Source organism: Pseudomonas sp. FSL R10-2189, from assembly GCF_009600325.1.
In the GTDB taxonomy this organism is placed as follows: domain Bacteria; phylum Pseudomonadota; class Gammaproteobacteria; order Pseudomonadales; family Pseudomonadaceae; genus Aquipseudomonas; species Aquipseudomonas helleri.
The window spans coordinates 119017-135384 of the sequence record NZ_WIVZ01000009.1 but is presented as its reverse complement, the minus strand read 5'-3'; the positions used below and the strand labels follow the sequence as shown (position 1 = coordinate 135384).

Genomic DNA, 16368 nt, shown 5'->3' with positions numbered 1-16368 from the left:
GGGCGGCAGGCTTGGCTTCGGGCTTGGTTTCGACCTTGTTGGCGACCGGCGCTGCAGCCGCACTGACCGTGGCGGCGACCGCTGGGCTTTCGGCCGAAAACTGGCCTTTGCCATGCAACTCGTCGAGCAGCGCTTCAAATTCTTGATCGGTGATGTGGGCTGCCGGGGTGTCCGCGACGGGTTCAGCCGCAACGTCAGCAGGGGCAGTAGCGACAGCCTCAAGGGCTTCTGCGCTGAACGAGCCCTTGCCGTGCAACTGGTCCAACAGCGCTTCGAATTCATCGTCAGTGATTTCATTGCTGGCCGCAGCTGACGCTGCCGGAGCTGTAGCGGCTGCGGGCGTGGCCACGGCGTTCGCAGAGAACTGGCCTTTGCCGTGCAACTGATCGAGCAATGACTCAAACTCGGCGTCGCTGATTTCGTCACTCAGGGTCGCGTCTTCAGGGGCTTGTTCGACAAGCGCCGCATCCGCTTTGACCGCATTCAGCGAGTCGAGCAGTTGTTCAAATTCGTTATCGGTAATGTCGCCGGCGGTGTCGTTAGACACGGTCTCGACCACCGCAGCCGGCGCTTCGACCGCTGCCGGCGCGGCGGCAGGCTCGGCCAAACGCGCCAACGCGGCCAGCAACTCGGGGCTGGCGGCGGTGATCGGGCTACGCTCGCGCACTTGGGCAAACATCCCGTTGACCGCGTCCAGGGCTTCAAGCACCACGTCCATCAGTTCCGCGTCGACGCTGCGCTCACCCTTGCGCAGGATGTCGAACACGTTCTCGGCGATGTGGCAGCACTCCACCAACTCATTGAGCTGCAGGAAGCCGGCGCCTCCCTTTACAGTGTGAAAACCGCGAAAAATAGCATTGAGCAAGTCTGCATCATCCGGTCGGCTTTCCAGCTCGACCAGTTGTTCGGACAGCAACTCTAAAATTTCGCCGGCCTCAACCAAAAAATCCTGAAGGATTTCTTCATCGGCGCCGAAGCTCATGTGTGTGCTCCTTGAAGGAGGACCTTTCAGCGCCGGACAACAGCGCCCGCACGCCTACTCAAGACCTAGAAACCTAAACTGGACAGCAAATCGTCTACATCATCCTGGCCGGACACGACGTCACTACGCTTATCGGCATGAATCTGCGGACCTTCACCCTTCGTCAGGTTTTTTTGCGAATTATTTTCAGCACGCAGCGCTTCGTGGTCATGCTCGATCCCGGCAAAACGATCGACCTGGCTGGCCATGAGCACCAACTTGAGCAAGTTCTGCTCGACGTCGGTGACCAACTGCGTGACCCGCTTGATCACCTGACCGGTGAGGTCCTGGTAATCCTGGGCCAGCAGAATGTCAGTCAGGTTACTGGAGACGATCTGCTGCTCGGCTTCGCTGCGCGTCAAAAAACTGTCTACCCGACGCGCCAGCTCGCGGAACTCTTGCGCACCGACTTCGCGGCGCATAAAACGCCCCCAGTCCGCGCTCAAGGCCTTGGCTTCCTGGCCAAGGCCATTGACCAGCGGCGTGCAGTTCTCGACCAGATCCATGGTCCGGTTAGCGGCGGCTTCCGTCAGCTTCACAACATAAGCCAAGCGCTCGGTCGCATCCGTGATCTGCGACACTTCTTCGGCGCGCGGCATGGTCGGATCAATATGAAAATCGACAATCGCGCTGTGCAATTCACGCGTCAGCTTGCCGACTTCACGATAAAGGCCACGATCGCGGGTCTGGTTCAGTTCATGAATCAGCTGTACTGCGTCGCCGAACTGGCCTTTTTCAAGACTTTCAACCAGCTCTTGAGCATGTTTTTTCAGGGTCGATTCAAACTCGCCCACTGTTGATTCCTGCCGCTCCATAGTGCCCCCCGGGGAACCGTTCAACCGATGCGTTCAAAGATCTTTTCGATCTTGTCCTTGAGGGCGATGGCGGTGAATGGCTTGACCACATAACCGTTCACACCGGCTTGGGCAGCCTCGATGATCTGCTCGCGCTTGGCTTCGGCGGTGACCATCAAGACCGGCAAGTGCTTGAGTTTTTCGTCGGCACGCACGTGGCGCAGCAAGTCGATACCGGTCATGCCCGGCATGTTCCAGTCGGTGACCAGAAAGTCGATATGCCCCAGATTGAGAATCGGAATCGCCGTAGTGCCGTCATCCGCCTCGACCGTGTTGGTGAACCCCAGGTCACGCAACAGGTTTTTAATGATCCGCCTCATCGTTGAAAAGTCATCAACGATGAGGATTTTCATGTTCTTGTCCAATTCGACCTCCAGCAGTCTTAAACGCGATCACAACCGGACCGCGCCATTCAATCAATTCGGTTTATTACGCATCCAACTTGTAGGAGCGAGCTTGCCTCGCGATCTTTGGGGCTTTTAAAAGATCGCGAGGCAAGCTCGCTCCTACAGTGAGTCAATGCGCTCGCCACTGCCCCAGGCGTGCGCGCAAACGGGCGGCGCACTGGCTGTGCAACTGGCTGACACGCGACTCGCTGACCCCCAGCACCTCACCGATTTCCTTGAGGTTGAGTTCTTCGTCGTAGTACAGCGCCAACACCAGCCGCTCACGCTCGGGCAACAAGCTGATGGCCTCGGCCAACGCGGCCTGAAATCGCTCGTCTTCGAGGTCGCGTGATGGCTCAAGGTGCGCGCTGGCGCCATCTTCATGCAGCCCCTCGTGCTCGCCGTCCTGCAACAGGTCGTCGAAGCTGAACAGACGACTGCCCAGGGTGTCGTTCAAGATGGCGTAATAATCATCAAGGCTTAACTGGAGTTCGGCCGCAACCTCGTGATCTTTAGCGTCACAGCCGGTTTTTGCCTCAATAACGCGAATTGCGTCACTGACCATGCGCGTATTGCGGTGCACCGAGCGTGGCGCCCAGTCACCCTTGCGCACTTCATCGAGCATGGCACCGCGAATGCGAATGCCGGCGTAGGTCTCAAAACTCGCGCCTTTGGTGGCGTCGTATTTGCTCGAAACCTCAAGCAGGCCGATCATCCCGGCCTGAATCAGGTCGTCCACTTGCACGCTGGCAGGCAAACGCGCCAACAGGTGATAAGCGATGCGTTTGACCAACGGCGCATAACGCTCGATCAGCTCATATTGGCTGTCACGCGACGGCTTGCTGTACATGCGATAGCCGCTGGCAGTCATCAGACTCGTCCTCCACCTGCTTGCTGAACCAAACGCTCGACAAAGAACTCCAGGTGGCCACGAGGATTAGCCGGCAGCGGCCAGGTATCGACCTTCTGCGCGATAGCCTTGAACGCCAGGGAGCACTTGGAACGCGGGAATGCTTCGTACACGGCGCGCTGCTTTTGTACAGCCTTGCGCACGCACTCGTCGTACGGCACGGCGCCCACATATTGCAGGGCAACGTCAAGAAAGCGGTCGGTCACTTTGGTTAGCTTGGCGAACAGGTTGCGCCCTTCTTGCGGGCTCTGGACCATGTTCGCCAGCACCCGGAAACGGTTCATGCCGTAGTCACGGTTAAGCAGTTTGATCAACGCGTAGGCGTCGGTGATGGAGGTCGGCTCGTCACACACCACCAGCAAAACCTCCTGGGCGGCACGGACAAAACTGACCACCGACTCACCGATCCCGGCGGCGGTATCAATCACCAGCACATCGAGGTTGTCGCTCAGGTCACTGAACGCCTGGATCAGGCCGGCGTGTTGCGCAGGGCTCAACTGCACCATGCTCTGGGCGCCAGACGCGGCGGGCACGATACGAATCCCGCCGGGGCCCAGGAGCAATACATCACGCAGCTCGCAGCGACCCTCGACCACATCGGCCAGGGTAAATTTCGGTGTCAGCCCCAACAGGACATCAACATTCGCCAACCCGAGGTCGGCGTCCATCAACATGACGCGCCTGCCCAGTTCGGCCAGCGCGATGGACAAATTAACTGACACGTTAGTTTTACCGACGCCACCCTTGCCGCCGGTCACTGCGATCACCTGTACGGGATGCATGCTGCCCATGATCTTTTTTTACCTTGTCTTACTTAGACGCGGCTACAGAGAGTGCTGCGTGTTCCCCCAGGAACAACACTGTGCAGACCTTCAATGTAGGTACATTGCAACGTTTCATCTTTACCCTAGCCAACCCGTTTGGGCGGGCTGTGGTAAATGTCAGCGAACATATCGGCCATGGCTTCTTCGCTGGGTTCTTCCTGCATTTGCACACTCACCGCCCGGCTCACCAATTGGTGGCGGCGCGGCAAGTGCAGATCGTCCGGGATCCGTGGGCCGTCCGTGAGGTACGCCACGGGCAGGTCATTGCTGATCGCCAGGCTCAGTACTTCGCCAAGGCTGGCGGTTTCATCCAGCTTGGTCAGAATGCAACCGGCCAGCCCGCAGCGCTTGTAGCTCAGGTACGCGGCCGACAGCACCTGCTTCTGGCTGGTGGTGGCGAGGACCAGATAGTTGCGCGCCTTGATCCCGCGCCCGGCGAGGCTGTCCAGTTGCAGGCGCAACGCCGGGTCACTGGCTTGCAGCCCGGCGGTGTCGACCAGCACCACGCGCTTGCGCGCCAGCGGCTCCAGGGTTTGGCCCAATGACTGGCCGGGGGCCACGTGGGTCACCGGCACATTGAGAATGCGCCCCAGGGTTTTAAGCTGCTCCTGGGCGCCGATACGAAAGCTGTCCATGCTCACCAATGCAATATTTTGCGCGCCGTACTTGAGCACATAACGTGCCGCCAGCTTGGCCAGCGTTGTGGTTTTACCCATGCCTGCAGGACCGACCATCGCGATCACACCGCCCTCTTCCAGCGGCTCCAGTTCAGGGGTGGTAATCATCCGCGCCAGGTGCGCCAGCAACATGCGCCAGGCCTGACGCGGCTCTTCAATCTCGGTCACCTGGGTCAACAAACTATGGGACAACGGACCGGACAAGCCGATGCGCTGCAAACGCCGCCACAAATTGGCCTGTTCAGGCCTTGAGCCTTGCAACTGGTTCCAGGCCAGCGAGCCCAGCTGCACTTCGAGCAACTCGCGCAGGCCGTTCAGCTCATTGCGCATGTCGTCAAAAATCCGCTGGTCAATCGATGGCGCCGGTGCAGGTGCAGGCTGTGGCCGCGACGGCTCGTCAAAGCGCGGCTCAATCAACGGTTCTGCGGCGGTCAGCGGCAAGCCGGCAAACAACTGGCGGCTGGCATCCGTGTCGCCTTCTGCGCGCAAGCTCAACTCGGCCTGAGCCGAGACAATCTTGGACTGGGTCTTGCGCAGTTCTTCTTCCAGCTCAACGTTCGGCACCCGAGGTGCCAGCGCGGACAGCTTGTAGTCCAGCGCTGCGGTCAACTCAACACCGCCGGCGATGCGGCGATTGCCAATAATGGCGGCATCCGCGCCCAATTCATCACGAATGAGTTTCATGGCCTGACGCATGTCGGCGGCGAAAAATCGCTTCACTTGCATAGATCAAACCCTCAGCCGTTAGGGCCCACTGTCGCAACGATGGTCACTTGCTTGTTGTCAGGGATTTCCTGGTACGCCAGCACATGCAGGTTGGGCACCGCCAAACGGCCAAACCGCGAAAGCATCGCGCGTACCGGGCCTGCCACCAGCAAGATCACCGGGTTGCCTTGCATCTCCTGACGCTGCGCTGCGTCGATGAGTGAGCGCTGGAGTTTTTCTGCCATGCTTGGCTCCAGCAACACACCGTCTTCCTGGCCTTGTCCGGCCTTCTGCAAACTATTGAGCAATATTTGTTCCAACCTTGGTTCCAAGGTGATCACAGGCAGCTCAGACTCAACGCCGACAATGCTTTGCACGATGGCGCGGGACAAGCCGACACGCACGGCGGCAACCAAAGCGGCAGTATCTTGACTCTTGTGGGCATTGTTGGCGACGGCTTCGGCAATGCTGCGTATATCGCGTACCGGCACCTGCTCGGCCAGCAGCGCCTGCAACACTTTGAGCAACTGCGACAGGCTCAACACACCCGGCACCAACTCTTCGGCCAATTTAGGCGACGACTTGGCCAGCAATTGCATCAGTTGCTGCACTTCTTCATGGCCAATCAGCTCATGGGAATGCTTGTACAGAATCTGGTTGAGGTGCGTCGCCACCACCGTACTGGCATCGACCACGGTATAGCCCAGCGATTGCGCCTGGCTGCGCTGGCTGACCTCGATCCACACGGCTTCCAGACCAAAGGCCGGGTCTTTGGCGGTGATCCCGTTGAGGGTGCCAAACACCTGGCCGGGGTTGATCGCCAGTTCGCGGTCCGGGTAAATCTCGGCCTCGGCCAGAATTACGCCCATGAGTGTCAGGCGATAAGCGCTCGGCGCCAGGTCGAGGTTGTCGCGGATGTGCACGGTGGGCATCAAAAAGCCCAGGTCCTGGGACAGCTTTTTACGCACGCCCTTGATCCGCGCCAGCAATTGCCCGCCCTGGTTGCGGTCCACCAGCGGGATCAGGCGATAGCCCACTTCCAGGCCGATCATGTCGATGGGCGTCACGTCATCCCAACCCAGTTCTTTGGTCTCTTGGGCGCGGGCGGGAGAAGGCAGCAGCTCTTGTTGGCGCTGCACTTCTTGCAGGGCCTGAACCTTGGCCACGTTTTGTTTTTTCCACATCCAGTAGGCGGCGCCACCAGCCACCGCGGCGAGGCTGAGAAAGGACACGTGGGGCATGCCCGGCACGATCCCCATCACCGCCATCAAACCGGCAGACACCGCCAGCGCCTTGGGTGAGGCGAACATCTGGCGATTGATTTGCTTGCCCATGTCTTCGGAGCCCGAAGCACGGGTCACCATGATCGCGGCAGCGGTGGACAACAACAGCGACGGCAACTGCGCCACCAGACCGTCACCGATGGTCAGCAAGGCGTAGACCTTGCCCGCTTCGCTGAAACTCATGCTGTGCTGGAAGATGCCCACGGCCATGCCGCCGATCAGGTTGATAAACAGGATCAACAGACCGGCGATGGCGTCACCGCGCACAAACTTGCTGGCACCGTCCATGGAGCCGTAGAACTCGGCCTCTTGGGCGACTTCTTGACGGCGCAGCTTGGCCTGGTTCTGGTCGATCAGCCCGGCGTTGAGGTCGGCGTCAATCGCCATTTGTTTGCCGGGCATGGCGTCGAGGGTAAAGCGCGCGCTCACTTCGGAGATCCGCCCGGCACCCTTGGTCACCACCACGAAGTTGATGATCATCAAAATCGCGAACACCACCATACCGACCACATAGTTGCCGCCGATTACCACCTCACCGAAGGCCTGGATCACTTTACCGGCAGCGGCGTGGCCTTCCTGGCCGTGGAGCATCACCACGCGGGTCGACGCCACGTTGAGCGCCAGGCGCATCAGCGTTGCGACCAGCAAAATGGTGGGGAACACCGCGAAATCCAGCGGGCGCAGTGCGTACACGCACACCAGCAAGACCACAATCGACAGCGCGATGTTGAAGGTAAAAAACACATCCAGCAGAAACGCCGGGATGGGCAACATCATCATTGCCAGCATCACCAGCAACAACAGCGGCACGCCCAACTGCCCGTGCCCCAAACCGGCCAGACCGTTGCGTGCGGTGTTGATCAACTGAGAGCGATCCAATGACATGCCTAAACCTTTAGCAAACTTTTGACGCCAGATGCGTCTGCAAGCCTGCCACTGCAAGAAGCCTTCCAACTTTGGCAAAAGGCCACGTCACAATCAAAAGCCCCTCACCCTAGCCCTCTCCCGGAGGGAGAGGGAACTGATTGGGGGATGCTCAAGGGCTGTGGCGATCTGAAAGTACAACGCCGAACTAAAGCCTTACACCGGTCTTAAGCGCCAGCCCAGCACGTCGAGCACGTCGCAGCCATCGCGCAGCAATAACACTGCGGCGTTGGCCAGGTGTTTGAGATCAATGGCGTCAGCCTCGGCCAGTTCGCGGCTGGCGAAGGTTTCCATCAATTGGGTAACCGCCAAAACACGGGCAGCCGCGTTGGCGTGCAACACGTCCAGTGGCGCGTTGCGGTCGATCAATAAGGCGGGAATGTTGCAGTCAATGGCGGTCAGCGGGATATACGGGGAATGCGTCATAAGTTATGTCCAATGGTTAAAAGCAAAAGCCCCCATCGTCGCCAAACGAATGGGTGGCAGCTGTACGCGGGTTGGCGAACCGGATAACCATAGAAACTCCGGCAGACCCGAAGGTCTCCCACGCACAACCGCCATAAAGCCTTGCAACACACAAATTGCGCGCACAAGGACTCACAACGCTTCTGCATCTACGGTTAGGTTCCAAGTCGCCAAACCTGGTCGCCATGAGGGCGAGCGCGGACTATAAGCGTCGGGGGACAACAGCGGCAAGCGCCAGCGTTGTACGACGCTGCCGATAAATCGGCAGGCAAACGCAAATTCTGTAGGAGCGAGCTTGCTCGCGATCTTTTGATCTGCCTCAGCCGAGGCAAAAGCAGAGTGGCTCAGTTCCAGCGCCATTCGCCCAGGTCAATCACCAGGCACGCGCTGCTGCTTGTACCAAACACGACGTCTATCTTGCGGTTGGGCTCATAGCGGTCAGTGCCGCAGCCACCAATCAAAATGGCACCACAACGCCCATCCCGTACATGCGGGTGTTCTTCCCACACCGGCACGCTGTCCAGCTGCAACTGGCGAATGAGTTTGTACAGGATAAAACTGCGCACACAACGCCCGTTGATGCCTTCAAAGCTCAATGACTTGCGCATAAACGTCAGTATCGAATCACGCTCTTTGTAGCAGCGCTCAACGATCGCGCTGTAGTACTGCTCTCGCCCGCTGCTGTGGGGCACCGTAGGCAAGGAAATGACAGCCAGCAAATTAGTGCCTTCCGTGCTGAACCCCACGATGTGGCGATCTTGTAATTGATCCAGCCAAAAAATCGCAAATGTGCCGTCCAGCGCAGGAAACTTCGGGAACAACCCCTCAAGATCAACCTTGGCTTTTTCTCGGGTATCGCTCAACACACAGGTTTTGATAGAGCCATTGGGAATAAGGGTTAACTCGATCGACATCGCGCATCTCCATTGCCTGCACACGAATCAAAAAGCACTCGACGTCTCAAGTTAAGCAGGTTTGCGCAAAGCCTCTACTGTCAAAAATGACAGTCCGTCTTCAAATTTTCACCGCTTGTCAGCTCTTGGCTTCACATTTAGTCATCGCGGCGTAAATCCGGCGGAATCGGCACATCTTTCAGCGGGTCAGGCCGCTTGCCCTTGCCCGCCTGGTGCTGGCGGATCTGGTAGACGTACGCCAACACCTGCGCCACGGCCAGGTAGAGGCCCGCCGGGATCTCCTGCTCAAGTTCGGTGGAGTGGTAGATCGAGCGCGCCAGCGCCGGGGACTCCAGCAGCAGGATGTTGTGCTTGGCGCCGATTTCTCGAATTTTCAGCGCCAAAAAGTCGCTGCCCTTGGCCAGCAACATCGGCGCCCCGCCCTTTTCGGGGTCGTATTTGAGGGCCACGGCGTAGTGCGTCGGGTTGGTGATGATCACGTCGGCATCGGGGATGGCGCTCATCATGCGGCGCTGGGACATTTCGCGCTGCACCTGGCGAATGCGCTGTTTAACTTCGGGCCGCCCCTCTTGGTCCTTGTGTTCGTCGCGCACTTCCTGCTTGGTCATCAGCAGTTTTTTATGGCTTTCCCACAGCTGCACCGGCACGTCGACGGCGGCAATCAAGATCAACCCGCAGGCCATCCACAATGCGCTCCAGCCCACCACTTGCAGGCTGTGGATCACCGCCAGCTCCAGAGGCTCGTGGGCGATGCGCAGCAGGTCATCGATGTCGGACTTCAACACCAGCAAGGCGACGATCAAGATGATGAAAAACTTGGCCAGCGCCTTGAGCAGTTCCACCAGCGCCTTGGCCGAGAACATGCGCTTAAGCCCCGCCAGCGGGTTCATGCGACTGAATTTGGGGGCCAGGCTGCCCGCAGCAAATAGCCAGCCACCGAGGGCGATGGGACCGACGATGGCGGCGATCAATAAGGTGATCAGCACCGGCTGTAAAGCGATCAGGGCGATTTTGCCCGAGTGCAGCAAAAAGGCGGCCATGGAGTCGGTGTTGTACAAGGTCTCGCGGCTGATGCTGAAGTTGTAACGCATCACTTCCATCAGGTCTTCGGCCAGCGCCCCGCCAAAAATCAGCAGCCCGGCTGAACCCGCGAGCATGATCGCCAAGGTATTGAGTTCTTTAGAGCGCGCAATTTCGCCCTTTTCCCTGGAGTCTTTTTTTCGTTTCTCCGTGGGGTCTTCTGTTTTATCGGCGCCGCTCTCGCTCTCTGCCATGGCTATTTCGCCTGTGCCAGTTCACGTAAAAACTGCAAAGCCTCGGAGGCCAGCGGCTGATACTGATTGAGAATGTCGGCCATGCTGATCCACAGAATGACCATGCCCAGCACCAGAGTCAGTGGAAAACCGATGGCGAAGATGTTGAGTTGCGGCGCCGCACGGGTCATGACGCCAAACGCGATGTTGACCACCAGCAAGGCGGTGATCGCCGGCAGCACCAGCAACAGCGCCGCGCCCAGGACCCAGCCCAGTTTGTTGGCGATTTCCCAGTAATGATTAGTCATCAACCCGCCACCCACCGGCAACGTGGTGAAGCTCTCGGTGAGCACTTCAAACACCACCAGGTGCCCGTTCATGGACAAAAACAGCAGGCTCACCAGCATGGTGAAAAACTGCCCGATCACGGCCACGTTGACCCCGTTGGCCGGGTCGACCATGGAGGCGAAGCCCATGCCCATCTGCACCGCGACGATTTGCCCGGCCACCACAAACGCCTGGAAAAACAGCTGCAACGAGAAGCCGAGCAAGGCGCCAATGACGATTTGCTCGGCAATCAGCATCAGGCCACTGAGGTCCAGCGGGTTGACGGTGGGCAACGGCGGCAAACTGGGCATGATCGCCAGGGTGATCGCCAAGGCCAGAAACAGCTTGATGCGCTTGGGCACCAGCGTGGTCCCGATGATCGGCATGGTGGCCAGCACCGCGCCCACCCGGAACAGCGGCAGCATAAAGCTGGCGACCCAGGTACTGATCTGCGCGTCCGTCAGGGCCAGCAGCGACATTTAGCCGATCAACTGCGGAATACTGCCGTACAACTGCAGGATGTATTCCATAAAGGTTTGCACCAACCATGGCCCGGCCACGATCAGGGTGACGAGCATCACCAGCAAACGCGGCAAAAAGCTCAAGGTCTGTTCGTTGATTTGCGTCGCGGCCTGAAACATCGCCACCAGCAAACCCACCAGCAAGCTGGGGATCACCAGCACCGCGACCATCATCGTGGTCAGCCACAACGCATTGCGAAACAGGTCGACTGCGACTTCTGGGGTCATGGGCTCAGACTCCGCCGAAACTGCTGGCCAGGGTGCCGATAATCAGCGCCCAACCGTCCACCAGCACGAACAGCATGATTTTGAACGGCAACGAAATGATCAACGGCGAGAGCATCATCATGCCCATGGCCATCAGCACACTGGCCACTACCAGGTCGATGATCAGGAACGGAATGAAGATCATAAAGCCGATCTGGAATGCAGTTTTAAGCTCGGAGGTGACGAAAGCGGGGACCAGAATGGTCAGCGGCGCCGCGTCGGGCGTCGGGATGTCTGTGCGCTTGGACAACCGCATAAACAGCTCAAGGTCGCTGGTGCGGGTCTGCGCCAGCATAAAGTCCTTGATCGGGCCTTCCGCCTTGAGGATCGCGTCCTGGGCCGTGAGTTTTTCCGCCAGGTACGGCTGCAGGGCGTCGCGGTTCACCTTGTCGAACACCGGCGCCATGATGAACAGGGTCAAAAACAGCGCCATGCCGGTGAGGATCTGGTTGGACGGGGTTTGTTGCAGCCCCAGCGCCTGACGCAGAATCGAAAACACGATGATGATCCGCGTAAAGCTGGTCATCAGCATCACGAACGCCGGGATAAAACTCAGGGCGGTCATGATCAGCAAGATTTGCAGGCTGACCGAATACTCCTGCTGGCCGTTGGCGCCGGTGCCCAGGGTGATCGCCGGGATCGACAACGGGTCGGCCGCCAAGGCGACCGGCGCGAGCAAGGCCAACAACAGTGCGACAGCTAAACGCATTACGGCTTGTCCTTTTGCTGGCCGAGGATTTCCATCAGCCGTTTGGCAAATTCAGGCGTGGCCGGTTGCGTGGTGTCCGGCGCTGCAACCGGCTCTTTGAGCACATGCAGCGGGGTGATGCGCCCCGGCGTGAGGCCGAGCAGGATTTGCTCGTTGCCCACTTGCACCAGCACCAACCGGTCACGGGTGCCCAGGGCCCGCGAGCTGATCAGTTCGATGACTTGCCCCTGGCGTGCGCCTCCTTGCTGAACGCGGCGCAGCACCCAGGCCAGGGCAAAGATCAGCCCCAGCACCAACAGCAAACCCAGCACCAGTTGCGTCAACTGGCCGCCCAGGCTGCTGGCGGCCACGGGCGCAACGGCGCTCGCGGTGCTGGCCACCGGCTCTGCTGCCAGGGCGCTTAAGGGTAGCGCCAGTAAACCGCCGAGAAGCCGCTTCACTTAGCGCAACTTCTTGATGCGTTCGCTTGGGCTGATCACGTCGGTCAGACGGATGCCAAACTTTTCGTTGACCACCACCACTTCGCCATGGGCAATCAGCGTGCCGTTGACCAGTACGTCCAGCGGCTCACCGGCCAGGCGATCGAGTTCGATGACCGAGCCCTGGTTGAGTTGCAGCAGGTTACGAATGTTGATGTCGGTGCTGCCCACTTCCATGGAAATCGACACCGGAATATCCAGAATCACGTCCAGGTTGGGACCGTCCAGCGACACCGGGTCGTTGTTGCGCGGCACGCTGCCGAACTCTTCCATGGGCAAGCGGTTGGACGCCGGCTTTTGCGCGGCATCAGCGGCCAGCAGCGCGTCGATATCGGCCTGGCCAACATCGCCGGTTTCTTCCAGCGCGGCGGCCCATTCATCGGCCAGCGCCTGGTCGGCGGCGCTTGTATCGTTTTCGTTAGCCATCAGGTGTCCTCACTGAGCAATTGGGGGAGTTCGGTGTTTAACGCCGAACGATGGGTTCAAGCACTTGCAAGGCCAGATTGCCTTTGTGCGAACCCAGTTTGACCTTGAACGTGGGCACGCCATTGGCGCGCATCACCAGTTCGTCCTGCAATTCGATCGGGATCACGTCCCCCGGCGCCATGTGCAAAATGTCGCGCAGGCGCAGTTGGCGGCGGGCCACGGTGGCGCTCAGCGGTACGCTGACGTCCAGCACGTCTTCGCGCAGGGCTTTGCTCCAGCGTTCGTCCTGGTCGTCGAGGTCTGACTGAAAGCCCGCATCGAGCATTTCGCGCACCGGTTCGATCATCGAGTACGGCATGGTCACGTGCAGGTCGCCGCCACCGCCATCGAGTTCGATGTGGAAGGTTGACACCACAATCGCTTCGCTGGGGCCGACGATGTTGGCCATGGCCGGGTTCACTTCAGAGTTGATGTACTCGAAATTGACTTCCATGATCGCCTGCCAGGCTTCTTTCAAATCGACGAAGGCCTGCTCCAGTACCATGCGCACGACGCGCAATTCGGTGGGGGTGAATTCGCGGCCTTCGATTTTGGCGTGACGGCCGTCGCCACCAAAAAAGTTGTCCACCAGCTTGAACACCAGTTTGGCGTCAAGGATGAACAGCGCGGTGCCGCGCAACGGCTTGATCTTGACCAGGTTGAGGCTGGTGGGCACGTACAGCGAGTGCACGTATTCACCGAACTTCATCACCTGCACGCCGCCCACCGCCACGTCTGCCGAGCGGCGCAACATGTTGAACATGCTGATGCGGGTGTAGCGGGCGAAACGCTCGTTGATCATTTCCAGGGTCGGCATGCGGCCCCGGACAATCCGGTCCTGACTGGTCAGGTCGTAACTTTTGACGCTGCCGGGTTCGGCAGCCGCCTCGGCCTGTACCAGACCGTCATCGACGCCATGCAGCAGCGCGTCGATCTCATCCTGGGACAGCAGGTCTTGCACGGCCATGTCGTGTCCTACTGCAATACAAAGTTAGTAAAGAGGGCCTGATCAATAACCACTTTGCCGAGTTCTTTTTGCGCAACTTCCTGCACGCTGGCAGTGGCTTTCTGACGCAACATTTCCTGCCCGACTGGAGTGGCGAGGCTGTCAAAGGTCTGTCCGGAGAACAGCATGACCAAGTTGTTGCGGATCACCGGCATATGCACCTTGAGTGCATTGAGGTCATTTTGATCCCGCGCCTGCAAGGTGATGCTCACTTGCAGATAGCGCTGGCGGCCGTTGTCATTGAGGTTGACCACAAAAGCAGGCGGCAGCGGCTCGTAGATGGCCGGGCGTTTGACGTTGGCGTCCACCACGGGCGGGGCGGCGCTTTTCTCGCCGCTCATGAAAAACCACGTGGCACCCACCGACAGGCCGATGGCCAGCAGCAACGCCACGACCACCAGAATAATCAGCTTGAGTTTGCCTTTATCGGCGGGGTCTTTCGGTGCGTCGGTCGTCGCCATGCCAATAATCCGTCACTTTTGGGTTTTCACAGGTGCATGACTAGGCAGAGCAAGTGTTATGCCAGAACCTTGATGGGGCATAACACTTGTAGTCGCTGCCGAGGCACGAGGCTGCGATGCGGGCCGCAGGACCGCCACTTAGGGGTGCATACAGCCCATCGCAGCCTCGTGCCTCGGCAGCGACTACAAGGCCATTTGGGGTTCAGGCGTAGTAGTCCACGGCGCTGGTGCCCAGCACGATGCTGGGAGCGACGGGTTCGGCGGCGGCTAGCGGCGCGTCGTCTTCAAGGCGCCCGCCACTGGCTTGAGAACGCTGCTGGCCTTGCTGGTCCTGGCCTTGGCCCTGCCAACTGCGCGATTGGTCCGACACATTGACGTCGACCTGGCCCATGCCCTGTTGGGCGAGCATGTCGCGCAGGCGGTGCATCTGGCTGTCCAGCGCTTCACGCACGGCCGCATGGCCGCTGACAAAGTTGACTTGCGTGGACTGGTCCGCCGCGACGTTGACGCGAATATCCAGGCGCCCAAGCTCCGCCGGCTGCAATTGGATGTCGGCGGATTTGAGGTTGGCGCTGGACAGGTACATCACTCGGTTGACGATTTCTTCCGACCAGCCGCTCTGGTGCATGGCCAGCGGCTGGTTGACCGGCAGCGCATTCGCGGTTTTCGGCACGGCCGCCTGGGTCAGCGCAGCCAGACGGTTGGCAAAGTCATCGACGCGGGTGTCGCTGGAAGCGCTTTTAAGGTCTTTGAGGCCGTCATCGACCAGCCCCTTGAAGGCTTTTTCACCACCCTCGCCCGTGCTGGAGGCATCGGCTTTTGGCTCGAGCATCTGCGCAATCGCGTTCGGCTGGCCTTGGTTAGAGGCAGCCAAGTTGTCGGGTTGAGCATTTTTCGCCGGTGACTGGCTGCTGGCGGACACATGACCGCCCTGCTCCATGGCCAGGCGCACAGCGGGCATGTCATCCAGCGGGTCGGCTTGCGGGTCAAAGGTGTCATCCACCACAGGCGGTGGCGGCGCTTGCACCGCCATGCTTGCGGCGGCGGCCAGTTGCGCGGCTTGCTCATCCGGCTGTGCCGGGGCGACAGGCGCAGGCGTTTCTGCAACCGCCGGGGGCGCTTGCACAGCAGGGGGTGTGATGTCGGGAGTCGGCAGGCCGTCGTCAGGTTTGACTGGCGCGTCATCTTGATCGGTGCTTTGAGGCTTGCCAACAGGCAAGGGTTTGCCGCTATCGGCAACGGCGGGCGGTGGGTTTGCAGCGCTGTTATTGCTCGCATCGCGTGTGATAGCAGGCTTGCTGCTGGTGACACCCGAGGTGGCGTCAGACGCTTTGGCATAGACCCTGGAAAACGGCTCGCCCCCTGTTTTTACGGGCTCGACGTCAGGCTGTGCAGCTTTGCCCGTTGCGGCTTTGGACGCAGCGACGGCAGGTGTCTGAAGGAACGGGTTGGCGGCGAGTGGCATTGGCAAAGTCTCCGCTGTACGGCAGGCATCGGTACAGGTAGGAGAGGCAGAGCAAGGTTCGGGCCAGTTTTGCCGTCAGTTCCCCGAGAGGTAACTGGAGACGCTCACCCGCTGGCGCTCGGCGCGATACAGGCGACGGACCATTTGGTATTCGTCATTGATTTCGATGACCAGCTCTTTGATGTCCGCCAGTTGCTTCTTTTGCGCACGTTCTTCGAGCTGACCGCACAGCAACGCCAGGCGGGTGGCGCCCATGTTGCTGCTGCTGCCTTTGAAGCTGTGGGCAACCAACGTCAGGTCGCGGGCTTCCTGGGCATTGTGCAATTGGTCGATACGTTCTTCGGAGTCAGAGAGAAAGGTGTCCAGCAGGTCTGCAAACCCCCCTTCCATCACCTCGCGCAACGAACTGATGACTTGCTCATCCATATGAATATCAGACACTTGTTCACTCC

Annotated in this window: 19 protein-coding genes; all 19 read right to left on the bottom strand. The window is 59.5% G+C overall.

What is annotated here, in order from left to right:
- The coding region (locus GHO32_RS09915; protein WP_178113869.1) for an Hpt domain-containing protein at positions 1-982 on the bottom strand (982 nt) is incomplete at its 3' end.
- A gap of 65 nt (positions 983-1047) precedes the next feature.
- The gene (locus GHO32_RS09910; protein ID WP_048371378.1) at positions 1048-1836 is read right to left on the bottom strand and encodes a protein phosphatase CheZ; all 789 of its coding nucleotides are present in this window, start codon (positions 1834-1836) and stop codon (positions 1048-1050) included.
- A 20-nt stretch (positions 1837-1856) separates the two neighbouring features.
- Positions 1857-2228: a chemotaxis response regulator CheY gene (locus GHO32_RS09905; RefSeq protein ID WP_162207692.1), complete on the bottom strand. Its 372-nt coding sequence runs from the start codon at positions 2226-2228 to the stop codon at positions 1857-1859.
- Positions 2229-2391: 163 nt separating this feature from the next.
- Complete coding sequence (gene fliA / locus GHO32_RS09900) at positions 2392-3135, bottom strand: RNA polymerase sigma factor FliA (protein WP_227024854.1); 744 nt, start codon at positions 3133-3135, stop codon at positions 2392-2394.
- Positions 3132-3962, bottom strand: coding sequence for a flagellar synthesis regulator FleN (gene fleN / locus GHO32_RS09895; protein WP_048371384.1), 831 nt, complete (start codon positions 3960-3962; stop codon positions 3132-3134). Before fleN ends, fliA begins: the two co-directional genes overlap by 4 nt.
- 116 nt (positions 3963-4078) lie before the next feature.
- Complete coding sequence (flhF, locus tag GHO32_RS09890) at positions 4079-5398, bottom strand: flagellar biosynthesis protein FlhF (RefSeq protein ID WP_123752205.1); 1320 nt, start codon at positions 5396-5398, stop codon at positions 4079-4081.
- An 11-nt stretch (positions 5399-5409) separates the two neighbouring features.
- Positions 5410-7539: a flagellar biosynthesis protein FlhA gene (gene flhA, locus GHO32_RS09885; protein WP_048371631.1), complete on the bottom strand. Its 2130-nt coding sequence runs from the start codon at positions 7537-7539 to the stop codon at positions 5410-5412.
- Positions 7540-7740: 201 nt separating this feature from the next.
- On the bottom strand, positions 7741-8010 hold the full coding sequence (locus tag GHO32_RS09880) for a short-chain dehydrogenase (protein WP_153336750.1): 270 nt from the start codon (positions 8008-8010) through the stop codon (positions 7741-7743).
- 383 nt (positions 8011-8393) lie between these two features.
- Entirely contained in the window at positions 8394-8963 is a 570-nt protein-coding gene (locus GHO32_RS09875; RefSeq protein ID WP_153336751.1) for a hypothetical protein, read from the bottom strand.
- Between the two features lie 137 nt (positions 8964-9100).
- Positions 9101-10237 carry a flagellar biosynthesis protein FlhB gene (gene flhB / locus GHO32_RS09870; protein WP_153336752.1) on the bottom strand — a complete coding sequence of 379 codons (1137 nt, stop codon included), beginning with the start codon at positions 10235-10237 and terminating at the stop codon, positions 9101-9103.
- Between the two features lie 2 nt (positions 10238-10239).
- Positions 10240-11022, bottom strand: coding sequence for a flagellar biosynthetic protein FliR (gene fliR / locus GHO32_RS09865; RefSeq protein ID WP_153336753.1), 783 nt, complete (start codon positions 11020-11022; stop codon positions 10240-10242).
- Positions 11023-11292, bottom strand: a complete 270-nt coding sequence (gene fliQ, locus GHO32_RS09860) for a flagellar biosynthesis protein FliQ (protein WP_016781562.1) — start codon at positions 11290-11292, stop codon at positions 11023-11025.
- Between the two features lie 4 nt (positions 11293-11296).
- Positions 11297-12040 (bottom strand): flagellar type III secretion system pore protein FliP, encoded by a 744-nt coding sequence (fliP, locus tag GHO32_RS09855; protein ID WP_048390404.1) that lies wholly within the window; start codon positions 12038-12040, stop codon positions 11297-11299.
- The gene (fliO, locus tag GHO32_RS09850; RefSeq protein WP_048371402.1) at positions 12040-12480 is read right to left on the bottom strand and encodes a flagellar biosynthetic protein FliO; all 441 of its coding nucleotides are present in this window, start codon (positions 12478-12480) and stop codon (positions 12040-12042) included. The genes fliP and fliO overlap by 1 nt, the downstream gene beginning before the upstream one ends.
- On the bottom strand, positions 12481-12945 hold the full coding sequence (gene fliN, locus GHO32_RS09845; protein WP_048371405.1) for a flagellar motor switch protein FliN: 465 nt from the start codon (positions 12943-12945) through the stop codon (positions 12481-12483). It abuts the gene before it with no gap.
- A 37-nt stretch (positions 12946-12982) separates the two neighbouring features.
- Complete coding sequence (gene fliM / locus GHO32_RS09840) at positions 12983-13951, bottom strand: flagellar motor switch protein FliM (RefSeq protein ID WP_048371407.1); 969 nt, start codon at positions 13949-13951, stop codon at positions 12983-12985.
- Between the two features lie 8 nt (positions 13952-13959).
- The gene (gene fliL, locus GHO32_RS09835; RefSeq protein WP_123752199.1) at positions 13960-14451 is read right to left on the bottom strand and encodes a flagellar basal body-associated protein FliL; all 492 of its coding nucleotides are present in this window, start codon (positions 14449-14451) and stop codon (positions 13960-13962) included.
- 202 nt (positions 14452-14653) lie between these two features.
- Entirely contained in the window at positions 14654-15916 is a 1263-nt protein-coding gene (locus GHO32_RS09830; protein WP_153336190.1) for a flagellar hook-length control protein FliK, read from the bottom strand.
- A 75-nt stretch (positions 15917-15991) separates the two neighbouring features.
- The gene (locus GHO32_RS09825) at positions 15992-16357 is read right to left on the bottom strand and encodes an Hpt domain-containing protein (RefSeq protein WP_123752197.1); all 366 of its coding nucleotides are present in this window, start codon (positions 16355-16357) and stop codon (positions 15992-15994) included.
- Between the last annotated feature and the right edge of the window lie 11 nt (positions 16358-16368).